Source organism: Burkholderia sp. MBR-1, assembly GCF_013822785.1.
GTDB lineage: Bacteria > Pseudomonadota > Gammaproteobacteria > Burkholderiales > Burkholderiaceae > Burkholderia > Burkholderia vietnamiensis.
In genome coordinates, this window is the sequence record NZ_CP053610.1 from 941,070 (window position 1) to 960,651 (window position 19,582).

At 66.0% G+C, this 19,582-nt stretch carries 17 protein-coding genes and 2 pseudogenes; 8 read left to right on the forward strand and 11 right to left on the reverse strand.

The window, feature by feature from the left end; genetic code table 11:
- Positions 1-2 precede the first annotated feature (2 nt).
- Entirely contained in the window at positions 3-539 is a 537-nt protein-coding gene (locus MBR110_RS18975) for a GNAT family N-acetyltransferase (protein ID WP_011882294.1), read from the forward strand.
- A gap of 33 nt (positions 540-572) precedes the next feature.
- Complete coding sequence (locus MBR110_RS18980) at positions 573-1,793, forward strand: MFS transporter (protein WP_081064113.1); 1,221 nt, start codon at positions 573-575, stop codon at positions 1,791-1,793.
- Between the two features lie 69 nt (positions 1,794-1,862).
- On the opposite strand, the gene MBR110_RS18985 is transcribed toward MBR110_RS18980, so the two are convergent.
- From MBR110_RS18985 to MBR110_RS19010, 6 genes and pseudogenes are all read right to left on the reverse strand, one after another.
- Positions 1,863-2,198 (reverse strand): MFS transporter, encoded by a 336-nt coding sequence (locus MBR110_RS18985; RefSeq protein WP_014724836.1) that lies wholly within the window; start codon positions 2,196-2,198, stop codon positions 1,863-1,865.
- Positions 2,199-2,550: 352 nt separating this feature from the next.
- A pseudogene (locus MBR110_RS18990) lies at positions 2,551-2,700 on the reverse strand (integrase core domain-containing protein); the annotation flags it as partial.
- Positions 2,701-2,732: 32 nt separating this feature from the next.
- A complete protein-coding gene (locus tag MBR110_RS18995) occupies positions 2,733-2,975 on the reverse strand; it encodes a DUF6429 family protein (protein WP_011882296.1) in 243 nt (80 codons plus the stop codon).
- Between the two features lie 20 nt (positions 2,976-2,995).
- Positions 2,996-4,068, reverse strand: a pseudogene (locus tag MBR110_RS19000) (IS630 family transposase).
- A gap of 181 nt (positions 4,069-4,249) precedes the next feature.
- Entirely contained in the window at positions 4,250-5,041 is a 792-nt protein-coding gene (locus MBR110_RS19005; protein ID WP_011882298.1) for a DUF2182 domain-containing protein, read from the reverse strand.
- Positions 5,038-5,682, reverse strand: a complete 645-nt coding sequence (locus MBR110_RS19010) for a DUF1326 domain-containing protein (protein ID WP_011882299.1) — start codon at positions 5,680-5,682, stop codon at positions 5,038-5,040. Before MBR110_RS19010 ends, MBR110_RS19005 begins: the two co-directional genes overlap by 4 nt.
- A gap of 278 nt (positions 5,683-5,960) precedes the next feature.
- Here MBR110_RS19010 and MBR110_RS19015 point away from each other — a divergent pair, with 278 nt between their 5' ends.
- Complete coding sequence (locus MBR110_RS19015; protein WP_181709477.1) at positions 5,961-7,124, forward strand: MFS transporter; 1,164 nt, start codon at positions 5,961-5,963, stop codon at positions 7,122-7,124.
- A 20-nt stretch (positions 7,125-7,144) separates the two neighbouring features.
- Here the strand turns inward: MBR110_RS19015 and MBR110_RS19020 are convergent, their stop codons facing one another.
- Positions 7,145-7,393: a hypothetical protein gene (locus MBR110_RS19020; RefSeq protein ID WP_014724831.1), complete on the reverse strand. Its 249-nt coding sequence runs from the start codon at positions 7,391-7,393 to the stop codon at positions 7,145-7,147.
- A 395-nt stretch (positions 7,394-7,788) separates the two neighbouring features.
- Here MBR110_RS19020 and MBR110_RS19025 point away from each other — a divergent pair, with 395 nt between their 5' ends.
- Positions 7,789-9,177 (forward strand): MFS transporter, encoded by a 1,389-nt coding sequence (locus MBR110_RS19025; RefSeq protein ID WP_181709478.1) that lies wholly within the window; start codon positions 7,789-7,791, stop codon positions 9,175-9,177.
- 277 nt (positions 9,178-9,454) lie between these two features.
- Here MBR110_RS19025 and infA read toward each other — a convergent pair whose 3' ends face one another.
- Positions 9,455-9,718: a translation initiation factor IF-1 gene (gene infA / locus MBR110_RS19030; RefSeq protein WP_011882303.1), complete on the reverse strand. Its 264-nt coding sequence runs from the start codon at positions 9,716-9,718 to the stop codon at positions 9,455-9,457.
- A 462-nt stretch (positions 9,719-10,180) separates the two neighbouring features.
- The gene (locus tag MBR110_RS19035) at positions 10,181-10,384 is read right to left on the reverse strand and encodes a cold-shock protein (protein WP_011882304.1); all 204 of its coding nucleotides are present in this window, start codon (positions 10,382-10,384) and stop codon (positions 10,181-10,183) included.
- 462 nt (positions 10,385-10,846) lie between these two features.
- Here MBR110_RS19035 and MBR110_RS19040 point away from each other — a divergent pair, with 462 nt between their 5' ends.
- The 3 genes from MBR110_RS19040 (at position 10,847) to MBR110_RS19050 (ending at position 16,620) form a co-directional block, all read left to right on the forward strand.
- Positions 10,847-11,926, forward strand: a complete 1,080-nt coding sequence (locus MBR110_RS19040) for a linear amide C-N hydrolase (protein ID WP_059696255.1) — start codon at positions 10,847-10,849, stop codon at positions 11,924-11,926.
- Between the two features lie 1,113 nt (positions 11,927-13,039).
- Positions 13,040-14,428, forward strand: a complete 1,389-nt coding sequence (locus tag MBR110_RS19045) for a DHA2 family efflux MFS transporter permease subunit (RefSeq protein WP_045578418.1) — start codon at positions 13,040-13,042, stop codon at positions 14,426-14,428.
- A gap of 488 nt (positions 14,429-14,916) precedes the next feature.
- Positions 14,917-16,620 carry a purple acid phosphatase family protein gene (locus MBR110_RS19050; RefSeq protein WP_014724824.1) on the forward strand — a complete coding sequence of 568 codons (1,704 nt, stop codon included), beginning with the start codon at positions 14,917-14,919 and terminating at the stop codon, positions 16,618-16,620.
- 137 nt (positions 16,621-16,757) lie between these two features.
- Here the strand turns inward: MBR110_RS19050 and MBR110_RS19055 are convergent, their stop codons facing one another.
- Complete coding sequence (locus MBR110_RS19055) at positions 16,758-17,390, reverse strand: LysE family translocator (protein WP_014724823.1); 633 nt, start codon at positions 17,388-17,390, stop codon at positions 16,758-16,760.
- Positions 17,391-17,515: 125 nt separating this feature from the next.
- Positions 17,516-18,412, reverse strand: coding sequence for a LysR family transcriptional regulator (locus MBR110_RS19060; RefSeq protein ID WP_059894110.1), 897 nt, complete (start codon positions 18,410-18,412; stop codon positions 17,516-17,518).
- Between the two features lie 217 nt (positions 18,413-18,629).
- Here MBR110_RS19060 and MBR110_RS19065 point away from each other — a divergent pair, with 217 nt between their 5' ends.
- Entirely contained in the window at positions 18,630-19,469 is an 840-nt protein-coding gene (locus MBR110_RS19065; RefSeq protein ID WP_041494124.1) for a sulfite exporter TauE/SafE family protein, read from the forward strand.
- Positions 19,470-19,582: the final 113 nt, after the last annotated feature.

Sequence of the window (19,582 nt, forward strand, 5' to 3'; positions counted from 1 at the left end):
ATATGTCCGATGCTATTGTTACGCCCCGCCTGATCTGCAAGCCGTTGAAGGAGGAGCATGCCTCGTTGATGTTCCCTCTATTGCAGGACCAACGGATATACGAGCATATCCCGGACCAGAAGCCGGAGTCGGTTGAAAGGCTACGCGAGCGATATCAAGCGTTGGTCCGCGGCAACACGAGGAATCCGAGCGAGTTGTGGCTAAACTGGATTTTGTTCATCAAAAATGGCAAGGTGCCTATCGGGTATTTTCAGGCCACAATTCAGGATAATTACTGCTCAATTGGCTATGTGATAGGTTCACCATACTGGCGGCAGCACTACGGCAGTGAGGCGTGCCTCCATCTCATAACAGAGTTATTCGCTACTTATCCGTTTACTTTCATCCAAGCCGAGATCGACACTAGGAACCATGCGTCACTGGAATTTGTAAAGAAAATGGGTTTCATCCACAAATCCTTCGATGAGGCAAACAATGATGAGGTCTTTGAGACGACCCGAAGCGCATGGCAGAAGATCGTCTGTGCGCGCGCGAAGTAGTATTGATAGTTGCCTTATCTTCCGGGATTAGCCATGCTCAAAAATCGGGATTTTCAGAAGTTTCTATTGGGATATCTTTTCTCATCGTTCGGCAACTATATGACGCCGGTTGCGCTAACCTTCGCGATGGTTGGGCAACCAAATGGCCTCCTGAATCTCGCAACCGTATTAGCAGCTCGAACAGCTCCGTCCGCCCTCCTTAGCATATTTGGCGGCTGGTCTGCTGACTCAATAAGCCGAAAGCACACAATCATTATTTCTGATTTGATTCGCTTTCTTAGCGTCGGAGCGGTTGGAATTATTTTGCTCAAAGGCGTGCAAGCGGTACCCGTGATCTCCGCAATGATGTTCGTTTCCGGCTTGGGACAGGCTTTGGGGAGACCTGCGCTCGGTGGCATGACTCGTGTACTAATAGAGGACGATAACGACCTTCCACTAGCCAATGGACAGCTTTCCGCCATAGACTCCTTTTCCGGCATTGTCGGGCCGTTGGCCGCCGCACTGCTCTCAAACCGCATCTCGATGGGCGGTGTCGTCATCATGGATGCAGCGACCTTCATACTTAATGCGCTTCTTATCGCACTCATTACGCACAACCCTAGTCGTCGTGAGTTAGGTGATACGAAGGGATACCGGCGTACGCTCAAAGATATCGCCGCGGGATGCCGCGAATTTGCGTCGCGCAAGTGGTTGGTGGCTATGACGGTTCAGATTTCGCTCCTGCAGGCTCTTGTTTCGGTTCCTTTCGCTTTGATTGGACCGCAACTCATGTCGTCACGGCTGCACGGCATTGAACTTTGGAGCGCCGTCGTGTCCGTGGAAGGCGCCGGTGCATTGCTTGGCTCTTGGTTTGCTGCGGCAGTACGCGTGAAAAACATCCTCTTTGTCGCAGAGGTTCTCGTGCTTGGGACCTGCTTGCCCATGCTCACATTGGGGCTTGGATTTCCCGTGCCGATCCTCATTGTGGCGAGTTTGCTGTTCGGTTTTTGCACCGCCGTGTACGGTGTTTTGCTTGACGTTGCCTTGCAAAGGTACGTTCCTGAGCGGGTGCTCTCGAGAGTCATTGCTGTGTGTGTTTCAATTTCGGTGATTTTGAACCCGATTGCGTTTCTTGTAACGAACCCACTTGTCGACACATTTGGTTCGCATCGTCTTCTGATTTTCGGTGGCTGGTTCACTTTGATTAGCACCGCTTTCGTTCTGTGGGCAGTCCGACCATCTAAAACAGTCGACATCTATCTCGCTCCGCTGTAGGGTGTTGCTATTGTGTGGCTGAGATATCGGGCAAGCTTCGGACCCGTACGCCGAGGCCCAGCGTAGGCGCTATTGCTTGCGATCTGCTCCACCCTTAAAGTCCGGCGAAGCGTCGCAGCCCGCCTCGTCGAACGGCGCCGGGGCGGGCCGCTCCATCGCGGCGAGCCGTTGCAGCGCGATCAGTCCCAACCCCGCGAGGCCGAGCCCGAGCGTGAAGTCCGCGTGAATGCCCGCGCGGTCAACAATCGCGCCGCCCACAGCCGACCCCACCGCGATTGCGACCAGAGTGATGCAGACAAACATCGCCGAGCCGGCCTCGGGCAGATCCGCCGTGCCGCGCGGAATCCACACGCTGACGGACAGCGGCAACGCGCCGGACGCGACGCCCCACAGCGACATCCCCACCGTTCGCCGCCATCCAAAGGCGTGAGTGCTGCCTCGACACAGCAGTAAGCGGCCAATCTGGCAACGGCTTGAGGTATGCGATTCTTTCAGTAACCGACCGGGAAAAACGGGAAACACGCGGAGCCCGCCAGCATTGACGAAGAATCTACACGGCGATTTCGTTTGCATCGTCGGCGCGCACGGAAATCGCATCGCGGGATTGCTCCACGATCCGCGACTCCGGAACCGTCAATTGACAGCACGGACACTTGACGAGCTGAATCTTACGTTCGGCACGAGTCTTCGACATCATCGTCTTGAGCGTGCCCTCCTTGATGTCAATGGCGTTGACCCTGTAATCCCGGACACAGCGTCACACTAAGGTTGCTGAATCCATTGAGCGCCGGAACTCGCGAGGCGAGCGGTACTCCAGCGCGCTATGGGGATGCTTCTCGTTGTAATGCTCGAACGCGATGGCCAAGTTGCGTGCTGCAGTCGCTGCGTCCGGCTTCGGCATGAAGGCAAACTAGTGTCGTGAGTTGCAAATTCGCTTAATTAATCGGTTTTGCTGCCTGCAGTGACGAAGTGCTGCTTGAAGAGACGTTCGGATTCGCGCAAACCGTCGTCAGTGAGGATCACGGATTTCGCCTTGTTGACCGGATCGCCGATGAGGCCGCACTCATAGAGTCGGTTGAGCGCATCCCAATTGAAGCTCTTCCAGGCGCGGTTGTGGTCATGCAAGGTCAAGTAGAGGAGCGCGAGGACGGCGTCGTCGATCGCAGCGGTGTCGATGTTCATGGCGTCCATTCCAATATCGTTCAGACCCGTGCGCAGAACCGTTCGAGGCTCGCGAGAATTTCATCGGCCGACTTGCTCCAGGCGAACGGCCGAGGATTCGCGTTATAGACGTCGAGGTAATGCCGGATTGCCTCTTCAAGTTGCCGTGTCGAACGATGCGTGCCACGTCGAATGTACTTCTCGGTCAGCGTGGCAAACCAACGTTCCACCTGATTGAGCCACGATGCAGACGTCGGCGTGAAGTGAACCTGGAAACGCGGATGTCGAGCGAACCAGTTTTTAATCGAAGGCGTCTTATGCGTACCGTAGTTATCCATCACCAGATGCACCTCCAGATCAGCGGGCACGTTGGCATCGATCGTACGCAGGAACTGCAGGAATTCACTACTGCGATGGCGACGGTGCAATTCACCGATGACTTCACCGGTGCCAATGTCCAGCGCGGCAAACAAGGTGGTGGTGCCGTGGCGCATGTAGTCGTGAGTACGACGCTCGGGGATGCCAGGCGCGAACGGCAGTATGGGCTGCGTACGGTCCAACGCCTGGATCTGGCTCTTCTCGTCGACACACAGCACCATCGCCTTGAGTGGCGGATCGAGGTACAGGCCGACGATGTCGCGAACCTTGTCGACGAACAATGGATCGCTCGAGAGTTTGAAGGTTTCCTGCCGATGCGGCTGCAGCCCGAAGGCTCGCCAGATTCGCGACACCGCAGTCTGCGAAAGACTCATCTCTCCCGTGCCATCGTGCGCGTACTCCAGTGCGTCGCTCCTTTGGGTATGGACTCCAACGTCTTGGCGATAACGGCATCGACCCGTGCGTCGTCGATCGATCGGGGTGCACCCGGACGGGGCGCGTCGAGCAGACCGTCCAGCCGATGCATCACGTAGCGCCCACGCCACTTCGACACAGTTTGCTGGGTGACCCGCAGTTTCGCCGCGACCGTCTTGTTGTCGATGCCCTCGGCGCAGGTCAGCACGATCCGCGTGCGCAACGTCAACGCTTGCGCCGTCTTGCGGCGCATCGTCAGAGCCGTGAGCTGCTCGCGTTCCGCTTCGCTCAACACGAGGTCCGCCTTGGGTCTTCCGCTCATTGCCGCCTCTTCGTGTCCGTGGCATTCACTACACGGTACTACAGGCAGCAATTTGTTCAACGAATTTCTAACTCACGACACTAGATGCGAGATGCGGAAGGCATCGCGCCCACAGCGGCCGCCCGCGCATCGGCGTTTCATCGCAACGCGCGTAGCGCGTCGCCAACGCCCGCCGCGCGCATCACACCAGCAGCGTCGCGATCGCCCACCCGATCAACACCGCCCCGAGCGCGCGGCCGGCGCGCTCGCCGCCGGGCAGCACCTTTTCGACGAGCACGACGAGCGACAGCGTGACGATCCACACGACGTTCATCACGCCGCCGACGAACAGCAGCGCCATCAACATCCAGCAACAGCCGACGCAATACGCGCCGTGACGCAGGCCGAGCACGAACACGCCCCACATCCCCGGCCGCCAGTGCGTCGCAAGAAAGCGTACGGGCGAGCGGCATTGCCGCAAGCACGCACGCTTGAGCGGCGAGAACTGATACGCGCCGGCCAGCGCCAGCACGATCGCCGAGAGCGCGGCGCTCTTCGACCACAGCATCAGGCCGGAGATCAACCCGGCCGGCTGCAACAGCATCTGCAGCGTCGCCGCTGCGACCGAGAACGCGAACCACGCGGCGAGATAGCCGGCCAACAGGCACGCGGACGACCACGCCGAGCCGTCCCGCCGCCCGCCGCTTTGCCGCAGCACGCGCCGGTACAGCAGCACGAGCGGCACGGCGCCGGGCGTCATCATCGCGATCATCATCACCCACCACATCAGGATCACGGTCGCCGCCGACGGATCCATGCGGCCGATGCCGCCGGCCAGTCGATGCGGAAACAATGCGACCGCCGTCATGTCGAGCGCCGACATGCCGGTCCCCGCGCCGGTCCACAGATAGCCCCAGCAGGCGGCGACGAGCGCGGCCATGCCGAGCAGCGTGACCACGCGCTCGCGCCCGAATAGCTCGTCGACCGGGATCATGCGCTGGCGCGATGCCGGACCACCCCGTGGTTGTTCAGATGCAGCCGCGCGAACTGCGCATAGCTGCGCTCGAGGTCCAGCGCGATGTGCCCGTGCGAGCGGCCGGTGCCCGAGCCGATTTCGGCCAGTTCGTATTCGAAGCCGTGCGGCAGATCGATCCGTGCGCGGTGCTCGGCGCCCGTCACCGGATTGCGGATCGGTTCGCCGACCACGTCGAACACGCCTTCGACACTGATGCGCCCACGGCGCGCATCGACGTCGACGTCGAAATCGATCTTCGCGAAGATCGGCTCGAACGCCTGCTCGAGCGTTGCCGCGAACACCGCGAACATCGTCGCGAACGGATCGGTATCCTGACCGGTCATGATCTTCAGCACGGCGTCGCACTGTGCGGGGCTCGCACGCGCGTCGACGATCGGCTGGCAGCGGCCGCGCCCTTCGTGAATCGGCCCCGGCCACTGAAATACGACCGCGATGCGCACGCCGTCGAGCACCACGTCGCCGTAGTAACCGCTGTCGATCGCAATCGCACCCATCGCTTCGCAGCGGCCATGGGTCGGCAGCGAATTGAACTGGCAGGGACAACCGTATGAACAATTGCAGTTCATCAGCTCGGTTCCCCGAATCTCCCACGGCGTCATGGCTCACCTCGCGCGGTCGACGGTACGTGATGCTTCGAATCTAGTGCACCGGATAGGCGAAAGCAAAGGACGCGCGAGCCGCACCGCAGCACCGGCCCGACGACGGACGCGCAGCGCGACACATACGTGCCCGGATGCGCCTCGGATACCTGCGCGCCATGTCCGACGAATGCCGACGCCCGGCTGCAACGTCGCGAATGCGGGCACCGCGCGGCGTTCCCGGTTCATACTGTCACGCTGTCGACGATCGTCCGACCGTCGCCGTCCAGGATGCCGTCATGCGCTTGCAAAGTGCGTTGCTGTTTCCCATCGGCACCCTGCTCACCGCGGGCGGCTACGGAGCGACCTTCCTGCTGTCGATGCGGTTTCACGAGATGGGCGGCAGCGATCTCGACACCGGCGCGGCGCTCGCCGCCGCGACCGTCGGCACCTTCGCCGGCCTCGCGGTAGTCGGCTGGTGTGCGCGCCTGCTCGGCGCCGCGCGGCTCGCCGCGCTGTGCGCGCTGTGCATCGGCGCGGGCGTCGCGGGCTTCGCGCTGGTCGGGCGTGCGCCGTACATCGATCTTCCGTCCGGGTTCCTGGTCGGCTTCGGCTGGGGCGCGTTTCACCTCGCCGCACCGATGATGCTGGTCGAGCGGATCGCCGGCGCGGCCCGAACCGAATGGTTCTTTCGGTCGGCGACGTTCCAGATGACCGGCGTCGGCGCAGCGCCGGCTTTCGCGGCATATGCAATGCGCGCACTCCACTGGTCGATCGACGACACGCTCTATGCGGTGGGGGCGCTGTGCGTGCTCGGCGCGCTGATGCTCGAAGCATTCGGACGCCTGCATCCTCGGCCGCCCGCCGCCGTATGCGGCGGCCGTTGGGTACGCGAACTTCGTGCGATATCGCGCACGCGCGCTGCCGCGCCGATCGCGATGATCGCGCTCGGCACCTGCGTGTTCGCCGGCCTGATGACGTTCCAGATGTCGCTGATGCCGGACCCGCACGCGCGCGCCGGCACATTCTTCAGCGTTTATACGATGGCGGTGTTGACCGCGCGCTGGTTGCTCGGGCGTTGGGCTCGTCACGCAAACGCCGACACCGCGACGAAAAGCCTCCTCGCGATGATGCTGCTCGGTGCGCTCGCGATGTTCGGCGCATCCGCTCACCCGTCGCTACAGTCGCTCGCCGCGGGGCTGCTCGGCGCGGGATATGGCCTTGCGTATCCGGTGATTCAGGCGCAGGCGCTGGAAGGATGCGCGGCCGAGCAACAGCACGGCGTGCTGACGTGGTTCGTCGTCGCGTACTTCGTCGGCACGTTCGGCTTTCCGTCGATCGGCGGCTGGGTGATGGTTCACGCGGGCAAAGGCGTGTTGCTGATGCTGATCTCGAGCTGCGCGCTCGCCGCGCTGTCGCTCGCGATTCTGCACGACCGGCCGGTCTCGGCGCACCCGCAGTGAGCGGCCGGAGGACGCGCCGGTTAACCGGCTTTCCTCCGCGCGCGTGCAACGGCGAACCACGCCATCGCCGCGCCGGCGGTCCATGCGCAGGTCAGCAGCAGGTCGACGTTCATCATCCGTTCGAAGTTCGAGTCGTTCTCGAAGCTGCAACGGCGGCTGCCAAGAAATTCGATGCAACCGCTGACGATCCACTGAACGTGCATGAACACGTGATAAACGGCGAAGGCCGAAGCGATGACGGCGACGCGCAGACGTAAGGTCGTTTTCATTCGGCGCCGGAGGCGGTGGCTGATCTGACGACGATCTTATGACAGCGGCGTCGCGGCTGGCAATCGATCGGAGACGAACGTCTCGATCCGCGTGCCCCGCGGCCGTTCGCCATCGGCATATACCCCGAGACGGCCTTCGCTCAAACGCGCGACAACTCGGCAACGGTAATGGACGCGTGGCGCGACGCCCTCTCGCAGCATTGCCGGCAGCCGTGGAAATCGAAGTCGATGCACCGTTTCCTTGGCGCGCAATGCTGCCATGCAGCGACGTGCGGCGGGCACGCGGTTTGCCCGCGCGTGCACACCGTTTTCACGCGCTCCGCACCGGCCTGCTGACACCATGCTGGCAGCAGGCGGTCGCTAAGCTCACGTGATTTCCCGTCGAGGAAGGCCCCATGCCCGATACCGGAAAACGCACCGCTTCTGCCGGCCGCGTTGCCACGCGCCGCGGCGTGACGCTCGTGACCCTGTGCATCGCCGTGCTGGTCGCGCAGGTCGATACGGCCGTCGTCAATCTCGCGACGCGCGCGATCGGCGCGTATTTCCACGCGGGCGTCGGCGCGCTGCAATGGGTCGTCGACAGCTACAACCTCACCTACGCGGTACTGCTGTTGAGCGGCGGGCTGCTGGCCGACCTTTACGGTCGGCGGCGGATCTTCATGGCGGGCGCGGCGGTGTTTAGCGTCGCGTCGCTGTTGTGCGCGCTCGCACCGTCGGTCGCGGTGCTGATCGCCGCGCGTGCGCTGGCCGGCGTGGGCGCGGCGCTGCTGCTGCCGGCGTCGCTCGCGATCGTTCGCGTCGTGTGGCGCGATCCGGTGGAGCGCGGCCGCGCGCTGGGCGTATGGGCCGCCTGCAACGGCGTGGCGATGGCGATCGGCCCGACCCTCGGCGGCGTGCTGATCCGACATTTCGGATGGCGCAGCATCTTCTTCGTGGTCGTGCCGCTGAGCGTCGCGGCGATTCTGCTCGCGATTCGCGCCGTGCCCGAGTCGTCGGATTCGCGCGGCCGGCACTTCGACGGCGGCGCGCAAGTGACGGGTGCGCTCGCGCTGGGCTCGCTCGCGTATGCGGCGATCGTGTTTCGCGATGCGCGGATCGGCAGCACGATCGCGGGCTGTGTCGCGATCGCGTCGTTCATCGGCTTCGTCGCGATCGAACGGCGCCACCGCGACGCCGCGCTGGTGCCGCTCGACCTGTTCCGCGCCGGTGCGTTTCGCGGCGCGATCGCCGCGACCACCGGGATGACGTTCGGCATGTACGGCGTGCTGTTTCTGCTGCCGTTGATGTGGCAGAGCACCGGCCGCCTCGATTCGACCGGGGCCGGTCTCGCGCTGCTGCCGATGGCGCTGGTGTTCGTCGCCGTGTCGCCGTGCTCGGGGCGCTTGTCGGAACGCATCGGCACACGGACGACGACGGCAGGCGGCGTCGCGGTGATCGCATGCGCGCTCGCGGCGATCGGCGCGTCGGCCGCGTCGCCGCAGCTGCTCGGCGCCGAAATCGGCCTCGCGCTGACAGGGCTCGGGATGGGGATCGCGACAGGCCCGCTGATGACCGTCGCCGTGGGTGCGGTGGACGCGGCGCGCTCGGGCACCGCGAGTGCGCTCGTCAACGTCGCGCGGATGACCGGCGCGACGCTCGGGATCGCGGTGCTCGGCACGCTGTTCGCGGTGGCGCATGGCGGCATCGCGGGCTTGCGCGTGGCGATGCTGGTCGGCGCCGCGGTGCAGCTTGCGGGCGCGGCCGGGTCGGCAATTGCTGTGCGGGGTGTGGAGCGGGCGGCGTGATGCCGTGGAGCGCGTTACGGAGGGTCGCGGCACCGCTATGGCCTGCAGCGCGACCGCGCATGCCGATGAGTGTACGGGGCGACGTCCGCGCGCGGAGCAGCGCGCGACCTGCGGCCCACTACGGCCCACATACGGCCACACGCGGGCATTCGATCGGGTGCACGACGCGAATCGCGCGGCTCGTCCCGCTGCCCGCCTGCGGCCCGGTGGCCCGGCCGCTAGTCGCGACCGGACGTAATTGCGGTCGGAGCAGCGTGGCGCGCCCGACCGTTACGACTTAGCGGCGCGCTTGACCGGCGCGCGGCGGACGCGGCGAATTCGCGTCCTTGTGACGGAAGTTGATGCGCCCCTTCGTCAGGTCGTACACCGACAGTTCCAGCGTGACACGGTCGCCGGCGAGAATGCGGATGTGATTCTTGCGCATGCGCCCCGACGCGTATGCGCCGACCACGACGCCGTTTTCGAGCGTCACACGGTATTTGCTGTCCGGCAGCACTTCGTCGACGATCCCGTCGAGTTCCAGCAGTTCTTCTTTTGCCAAACCAATTCCTCCAGACAAGGTGAATGACCGCGACGGCTGCGCGTTCGTCGGCGCCGTACCCGGTAACGGGACGGCAGCCGGCGGATGCCGGGATTCCAGTCGTTCGGACGGGCGACGCGCCCGTCCTGCAAGCAGAGCCCGGTGCGATGCGATGATCGGGCGGTCGATGGCGGTGATGCGAGCAGCACCGCGCGAAGTCGGGACCGCGCCGCGTGCAGCGTGGCGACGGTCTACTCGGGTTGCAGCACGGCCGCTCGCGACGCGGCGAACGCATCGCGAGGGCATTGGATCGCACGTCGTATCGACATGCGAAGGATGAAGGAAGCACACGACCGATGCATCGCGCGATTTCGCGATGCATCGGTCGTGTGCGTCGAATGCGCAGCACGCCGGCGCGAGCCGGCGTCCGTGCGCGATCCGTGGCGCGGCGGCCGCCCTGGGGGCGACCGCTGCCGACACGGCTTACTGCGGCGTGATGCTCGATGCTTGCAGACCCTTCGGGCCGCGCTTCACTTCGTAGCTGACCTTCTGGCCTTCGGCGAGGGTCTTGAAGCCCGTGCCGCGAATTTCCGAGAAATGGGCGAACAGATCGTCGCCGCCGTTATCCGGGGAGATGAAACCAAAGCCTTTGGTTTCGTTGAACCACTTGACGGTACCGGTATCCACAAATACTTCCTTAACACAAATGAAAAGACATGCGCCCGTGACGGGCACAGAAAGAATCAAAGAGGGAGAGACCAACGTGCACCGCACGACATCGCGCGGCCAATGATGAGCAATCGGACTTCTTGAAGACTTCGGCCTCAGACACTACGCGGTAGTGAGCGATACGTCAAGCTCTTTCGGTGAGACCGGCGGGCGAGACGCGTGCTTGCGCGTTGCCCGACAGGCGTCGGCCGCGTGGTGACGCGGGGTACGCGCCTCGCTTTTCGGTGGCAGCGGCGTGCGGGCCCGGGCCGAACGCGCGACGCAACCGCGGCGACTCGCGATCCCGCGCGCGCTGCGCTCGCATCGGCCGCGCGACCACATCGCATCGATTACACTCGTGCCACCCGATGCGCGCCGAATCCGAGCGGCACGCACCGGGCGTCGAGCTTCCCGGGTCTCATAACCACAACAGGAGCCACCATGCGCCGCCCGCTTCGTTCGGTCTTGCCCTGCATCGCCGCCGCCGCGACGTTCGCCGCCACGCCCGTTTCATCGCCCGCCTGCACGCGGGTCGTGTATCTGGGTGCGGACGACGACGTCATCACGGCCCGCTCGATGGACTGGAAACAGGACATCGCCACGAACCTCTACATCCTGCCGCGCGGCATCGAGCGCAGCGGCGAGGCCGGGCCGAACTCGCTGAAATGGGTGGCCCGATACGGCAGCGTCGTCGCGACGGGCTACGACGTGTCGACCACCGACGGGATGAACGAGAAGGGGCTCGCGGCCGAGTTGCTCTGGCTCGTCGAATCGAAATACCCGGCGTTCGACCGGAATTCCAAACCGGGCCTGACCATTGCGGCATGGGCGCAGTACGTGCTCGACAACTTCGCGACCGTTGCCGAAGCGGTCAGCGCGCTCGAGAAGGAGCCGTTCACGATCGTCACCGACAACGTCCCTGGAGAACAGCGGCTCGCCACCCTGCACCTGTCGATGTCGGACGCCACCGGCGACAGCGCGATCGTCGAGTACATCGACGGCCGGCAGGTCATCCATCACGGCCGGCAGTATCAGGTCATGACGAACTCGCCGACGTTCGATGCGCAGCTCGCGCTGAACGCCTACTGGAAGCAGATCGGCGGCACGGTCTGGTTACCGGGGACCAATCGCGCGGCCGACCGGTTTGCGCGCGCGTCGTTTTACATCGACGCGATACCCAAGAGCGAAGATCCGGGCATCGCACTCGCGAGCGTGTTCAGCGTGATCCGCAACGTGTCGGTCCCGTACGGCATCACGACACCGGACGAGCCGAACATCTCGTCGACGCGGTGGCGCACCGTTGCCGACCACAAGCGCATGCTCTATTTCTTCGAATCGGCGCTGACGCCGAACACCTTCTGGATCGATCTCAAGAAAGTCGACTTCGCCGCCGGTGCGCCGGTCAAGCGCCTCGACCTCGGCAAAGAGCAGCGCAATACGTTCAGTGGGGAGGTTTCCGCCGCGTTCCGTCCGGCCAGGCCGTTTCCGTTTCTCGGGCTCGGCGCCGCGCAGGCGCGCTGACACCGCGTCGCACGCGGCTCGACACGGGCGGCATGGTCCATGGCTACCCGCGATGGGCTCGCTCACAATACGCGCGAACGGTAACGGCCCGCGTCGGCTCCGTGCTGAGCGCAGCGCTTCGGTTGTGAAGAATCCGCTTTCCGCGCGCGTGCGCCAGCTTCCTCGAAGCGCGCCGACCCGCTGCGTGCAGCGCCATGCGCCACCCGCAGCGGGCCTCCCCGGCACGACATCCCGCAAGCAAGCTTGCTGTTTGACGGAGCGAACCTGCAGCCCGTTCATGTCGCCGATACGACGCAACCTGCGTCCGACACGAACCGCCGCGATCCTGCGGCTCGATCCGATACCCCGATATTTCGATGTCGTTTTGCGCCGCTCCCGCGATTCGTCGTTGCCATCTGTCGCGGTGTCGAGCGGCACGGGCATCACCGCAAGGCACGTGCCAGACGGCGCAGACCGTTGCGGCGCAAGCATCGCCGTTGGGCGTAGGCTGTCGTTCGGCAGCGCAGCCGATGGAAATGTTGCAGGAACGCATCCGTTTCCGGCCAGTCACGGGCGGCGGCGCGGTGCAGCGGCCGTGGCTCGTACTGCAACGCGCAAGGACAAGCTCGCGCGGCAGCATTCGTCGGGGAAAAGCGTTTCATCGATGTGACAACGGGCGATGGCTCGGGGCGAAGCGGAAACGAATCGCGCGGACGATGCGCACGCAACCAGTCTGCGGGAAACGAATCGGCATGCACGGGTACGCATCCGGTGCCAGGCCTGCCCGTCGGAGCGACGCAGATCCGGCATTGCCGAAGTGAGGCTGCGGGTCGGGCTTGCGCGTCCGACGCCCCCTCGCGCCCGTGCACGTCGTGCGCTCTACGCCGGCAGGCCCGCAACTGCGCGGCAGCCGGTGACGATCAGATCGTCCACCACCGCGCATGCCGCGAACCGCACGGCGCGATCGACCAGCATCCACCCAGCGCTCATGTGCACCGCATGATCGCCGCGGCTTTCCGGCGCCGTCCGGAATCGGTACCATCGTGGTCTCGTCAACCGGCGCACGCGCCGACGCGCGCCCGCCGCGGCCGCGCCAACCTGCGCGTCGCCGGCCACCGCTCGCCCAATTCCTTCATGTCCCGCGAACCCTCACACGCCGCGCTGCTGTGGATCGTCGCCGCCGCGTTCTTCATGCAGTCGCTCGACACGACGATCGTCAACACCGCCCTGCCGTCGATCGCGCACAGCCTGCACGCATCGCCGCTGGCGATGCAGCCGGTCGTGGTCGCGTACACGCTGACGATGGCGATGCTCACGCCCGCGTCGGGCTGGCTCGCCGACCGGTTCGGCACGCGACGCGTGTTCTCGGTCGCGATCCTGATGTTCTCGCTCGCATCGGTCGCCTGCGCCGCGTCGCACTCGCTCGGTCAGCTCGTGCTCGCACGCGCCGTGCAAGGCGTCGGCGGCTCGATGCTGCTGCCGATCGGGCGGCTCGCCGTGTTGCGGCGCGTGCCGGGCGAGCGGTACGTCGCGGCGATCGCGTTCGTGTCGACCGCCGGGCAGCTCGGGCCGATCGTCGGGCCGACGCTCGGCGGCTGGCTCACGCAGGCGATCTCATGGCACTGGGTGTTCATCGTCAACGTACCGGTCGGCATGCTCGGCTTCGTCATGGTGCAGCGCTTTCTGCCGCACGATCGGGCGGCCCGGCCGCCGCGCTTCGACTTCGCCGGCTGTGCGCTGCTGTCGGCCGCGATGATCGCGCTGTCGCTCGCGATCGATCCGCCGATGGCCGCACACCGCGCCGCGTGGGCCGCCGGCCTTGCCGCGCTCGGCGCGGCGAGCGCGCTCGCCTATCTGCCGCATGCGCGCCGCCGCGCGCAGCCGCTGTTCCGGCTCGGCCTGTTTCGCGAGCCGAATTTCGGCGCGGGGCTGCTCGGCAACCTGCTGTGCCGGATCGGCACGAGCGCGGTGCCGTTCATGCTGCCGCTGCTGATGCAGGTGCAGCTCGGCTACACGCCGCTGCAGTCGGGCACGATGATGTTGCCGGCCGCGATCGCCGGCGTGATCGCGAAGCGATGGATCGCGCCGCTCGCGAAACGGTTCGGCTATTCGGCATTCCTCGTCGTGAACACGGCAATCGTCGGCACGGCGATCGCCGGATTCGCGCTGGTGTGCGCGCGGCCGGCGCCGGCGCTGGAGATCGCGCTGCTGATCGTGTTCGGCGCGGCCAACTCGATGCAGTTCGCCGCGATGAACGCGGTGACGCTCAAGGGGTTGTCGCACGCCGACGCGAGCAGCGGCAACAGCCTGTTCACGATGATGCAGATGCTCGCGATGGCGCTCGGCGTGTCGATCGGCGGCGGGCTGGTGAACCTGTTCGCGCGGCAATCGGGCGCGATGGCGAGCGGTTTCATGCTGTCGTTCGTCTGCATGGGCGCGGTTACGCTGCTGTCGTCGGTCGTGTTCCGTCGCATCGACGCCGGCGCGTCGCCGACGCCCGCCGCATCGCGGCCGTCCGCGTGAGCGACGGCGCGGCTGAGTCGTGCCGCAAATGGTCAGCGGCGCAGCCGGCTTCGGCGTCGCAAGACGTCGGTTCGCACGACGATCTGGCCGCCTATCGCGCGTTCCGGCTCGCCCCCGAGCCAAAGCGAGCGCAGCCGTTCATCGCACGCCAGAACGTAATGAAATTGACGGCTTAATGAAAGGCGTCGCAGCACCGTCCATCTGCGGAAGTGACCGAATCGACCGACGCGACCGCACCGCCGTCCAACGCTGCAAGCGGGCAAATTGATCGCGACGCCGCCGTTGAACCTCCGGCGACCGGCACGCGCGACGCTGCCATCCGAAGCATCCCGTCCACGTGTCGAAAGTCGTCTGTCACACCGCGGCAAAACTGCGCTTCGACAATGCGTGGCACCGGATTCCCGCTCGTTTCCGGCCGCTCCTCCGGGCGTGCATGCGCACGGCCGGACGGTTCCGCCTTGCGCGTGTCATCCAACGAAAATCCGATCATGTCGAACCAGGACACCTTCACCGCCGAGTCGAACGAATCGAACGCGTCGAACGAGCCGGCCGCTTCCGTGTCGCGTCGCGGCTTCCTGAAACTGGCCGGCGTCTCCAGCCTCGCCACTGCGGCGAGCGGCCTCGGCGCCGCACGCGCGGCCGCCGCGACGCCGGACGGCACCCCCGAGCAGGTGCATCTGACGTGGGGCAACGACCCGAGCTCCGAAGTCGCGATCTCGTGGGCGTCGCTCGCGCCGGCCGTCAACCCGCGCGCACGCATCGTCGCCGACGGCGAACCGGCACGCACCGTGCACGGCGTGCAACGCATCTACACCGACGGCCTGAACGGCGAAACGGTGTTCACCTACCACGCGCGCGTGCATGGGCTCAAGCCGAACACGCGCTATCGCTACGAGCTCACCGCCGACAACGACAGCAACGCCGCGCAGCCGTTCGCCGCGACGTTCGCAACCGCTCCGCGCGGGCGCGCGCCGTTCCGCTTCACGAGCTACGGCGACCTCGCGACGCCGAACGGCGCATGGGTGCTGTCGTCGCCGCAGAGCCGCTTCGCGGTGCAGGCCGTCGAGCAATTCCAGCCGCTGTTCCACCTGCTGAACGGCGACCTCTGCTACGCGAACCTGAACCCCGCGCACCAGCCCGAGGTATGGCGCGACTTCGGCAACAACAACCAGTCGTCGGCCGCGAACCGGCCGTGGATGCCGTGCCCCGGCAATCACGAGATCGAGTTCAACAACGGCCCGCAAGGGCTCGACTCGTATCTCGCGCGCTACCAGCTACCCGAGAACGGCACGCGCTTTCCGGGCCGCTGGTACAGCTTCCGCGTGAGCTCGGTCCTGTTCATCTCGCTCGACGCCGACGACGTCGTCTACCAGGATGCCGCCGCGTTCGTCGCCGGCCCCGCGCCGCTGGTGCCGGCCGCGAGCACCGGGCACGCGCCGATCGAGCCGGGCACGTCGTTCTACGTGCGCGGCTACAGCAACGGCGAGCAGACGCGCTGGCTCGAGCACACGCTGCGCCACGCGGCGCACGACGACGACATCGACTGGATCGTCGTGCAGATGCATCAGGACGCACTGAGTTCGTCGAAGACGGGCAACGGCTCCGACAAGGGCATCCGCGAAGCGTGGCTGCCGCTGTTCGACCGCTACGGCGTCGATCTGGTGCTGTGCGGCCACGATCACGACTACGAGCGCAGCTACCCGGTGCGCGGCTGCAATCACCGCGCGGGGGTCGACGCCTCGACCGGCGAAGTGGTCGAAACGCTGCAGCCGCGCCCGGTCGGCCCGACCGAACCGGACCGCACCACGTTCGACACGAGCGCCGGCACGATCCATCTGATCCTCGGCGGCGGCGGCACCAGCGCGCCGCTCGACGTGTACGGAGAAAACCCGGCGACCGGCTACGCGCAGGCGAAGGTCTTCACGAAACCGAACCGGCCGGTGCCCGGCACGGCGCCGAACACGTTCGTGCGCAAGCCCGCCGACGCGCTCGAGGATGCGATCTGGTCGGCGCGACGCGATACGGGCACCGGGTACGGGATCGCGGTGTTCGACCACGATCCGGGCAAGCCCGGCGGCCACACGACGATCACGATGCGCTACTACCATGCGCCCGGTGCGGACCAGCACCCGAGCCCGCAGTACGAGCTGTTCGAGACGATCGAGTTGCGCAAGCAGCGCCGCGAGCATTGATCCGGTGGCCGCACGCCGCGCAGCGCGGCGCTGCGGCCTCGCGCCGACGCTGCGGACGGTCGCGCGGTGCGCGCGATGACTCATCGGCACGGCGTGACGATCCGCGCGATGCCGATCGTCACGCACCGTGCCGCGCGCTAGTTGCGCGATTCGACCGCGATACGCACGGCGAGGCCGGCCAGCACGGTGCCCATCAGCCAGCGTTGCGTGCGCGCCCACAGCGGCCGGCCGGCGAGGAAGCCGGCGATCGAGCCGGCCATGCAGGCAATCAGCGCGTTGATGCTGACGCTCACCGCGATCTGCACGCAGCCCAGCGCCAGCGATTGCGCGAGCACACTGCCGTATGCGGGCGAAATGAACTGCGGCAGCAGCGATAGGTACATCGCCGCGATCTTGGGGTTCGCCAGGTTCGTGACGAAGCCCATTGCGAAGAGTCGCGCGCCGCTGTCGTGCGGCAGTTGCCGGACCTCGAACGCGGAGCGACCGCCGGGCCGCAGCGCCTGCCACGCGAGATACAGCAGGTATGCGGCGCCGCAGAAACGCAGCGCGTCATACGCGTACGGCACCGTCAGCAACAGCGCGGTGATGCCGAATGCCGCGCAGAACATGTAGAACACGAAGCCCAGCGCGACGCCGCCGAGCGACACGAGCCCGGCGCGCCGGCCCTGGCAGATCGAGCGCGAGATGAGGTACAGCATGTTCGGGCCGGGCGTGAGCGCCATGCCGAGCGATACGAGTCCAAAAGCAATCAGGGTGGGCAGCGTCGGCACGGCGGGCTCCTTGCGCGATATCGGGTGACGGGTGAACGTCGAACAATGTAGTGCATGTCGGCCTGCGTCGGCATGAATAAACTGCAAGCCTCTGATGAGCAGTCTGCATCGCGCGGGCCGGCGCCCTACTTCGCCTTCTTCGCCCGCGTACGGACGGTCTTCCCGGTCCTGGCACGCTGCGCGTCGACCAGCCCCACGAATTCGTCGACGACCGCGTTGCCGGCCGCCTTCCACGCCAAGCGCACGGACCGGTGCAGCCGCGGCGACAGCTCGAGCACGCGACCGCCGAAGCGCGAGTACGTGAGCGTGATGCGCGGGACGATCGAGACGCCCATCCCGGCTTCCGCCATCGACAGGATCGTACGCATCTCGACCACGTTGAACGCCGCGCGCAGCGACGCGCCGTTGCGCGCGAAGTAATCCGCGATCACCGGCCCGCAGCCGGCTTTCGAGAAGATGAAGGGCAGCGCGGCGAGCCGCTTCGGCGACACGCTGTGGCGGCCTTCGAACAGGTCGGGCGCCGTCACCGCGACGAACTCCTCGTCGAGCAGCGGCAGCGTGTTCGGGAACGTCTTCGCGCCGGCGACCACGCCGATGTCGGCCGTCCCGTCGTCGATCCAGCCTTCGACCTCCGCATCGGTGCCTTCGAGCAGCACCGCGGTCACGCCCGCGTGCGCGGCTTTCAACGCCTCCAGCGCCGGCACGACGAAGGCAAGCGACACGCTCGGCAGCGACGCGACCACCAGCCGGCCTTCGAGCTTGCCGCGCGACAGCGCGAACTGCTGACGCAGCGTATGCGCGTCGCGGACGACGTTCTGCACGTACGGCCACAGGCGTTCGCCGGAAGCGGTCAGCACGACCGGCTGGCGGTCGCGCAACAACAGCTTGACGCCGGTGAGGTCCTCGAGCTCGGTCAGCGCGTGGCTGATCGCGGACTGACTGCGGCTGAGCCGCTCGGCCGCTGCCGTCAGCGAACCGAGTTCGACGACGGTAGCCAGCGCCTGCAACTGCGCAAGCGTCATCTGGTTTCCTTGTTTCGATGCGTGAACCGTCTGCATGATACGGTCGATTTACATGAACCGGACCGAAGCGGCGCTGCAGCATGTGCGCGATGCCGGCGCGGCTCGGGTAACATGCGGCGTCGCATCGGGCCGCGCGCTGCAACAGCACGGCCCGGCTCGATCCGACAACCCGACAACACGACAACCGCGTGCACGCGCGCACGCGTCGGCAATCGACATGAATCTGACTGAAGGTGTGCTGGTATCCGCCCTGCACGGGCTCTCGCTGCCCGATCTGGCCGGCATCGCGGTTGCGCTGCTGCTGGGCGGCATGGTCAAGGGCATCACGGGCATCGGCGTGCCGCTGGTGGCGATGCCGATCCTCAGCCAGTTCCTGCCGATTCGCGATGCGGTGCTGCTGCTGTCGATGCCGATCATTCTGGGCAACATCCCGCAGGCGCTGGAAGGCGGCCAACTGCTGGCCACCGCGCGCAAGATCGCCGCGCCGATCGTCGGCACGGTACTCGGCAACATCGTCGGCGTCGTCATCCTGCTGGCGATGAACGCGCGTCACGCGCAGGCCGCATCGGGCCTGCTGCTGATCGTCGCCGCCGCGCTGATGCTGAGCGCGCCGAAGCTGACGCTGCCGCCCGCATGGCAACGGCCGGTCGGCTTCGTGCTGGGTTTCGGCGCCGCGCTGATGGAGAGCATCGCATCGGTGCCCGGCCCGCTGCTCGCCACGTACCTCATTTCGGCGGGCGCGACCGGCCGAGCGTTCACGAAGCAGATCGCGATCATCCTCGTCGTGTCGATCGTCACGCTGATCACGACGTTCAGCGGCGCCGCGCATGCGAGCGGCGCGGACCTCGCGATTTCGGCCGCGGCCAGCGTCCCCGCGATCGCCGGCATGTGGCTCGTCCGGCCGCTGCGCGACAGGATGTCGCCGCGCGTGTTTCGCACGGTCGTCCTGCTGTTCGTGCTGGCCGCCGCCGCGCAGATGATCTGGAAATCGGCCGTGCTGCGGCCTGCCGCTGCGCCGGTGGCTCATGCCGATCGCGCGCGCGTCGACGGAAAATGACGGCCGCCGCGCGCCGCGCGGTTCATTGGATCGCCGCACGCGCGGTATCCGGATTGCCGCACCGCCGCCGCTGCCGCCATCCGGCCTCGATCCGCAACACGCGTTAGACTGTC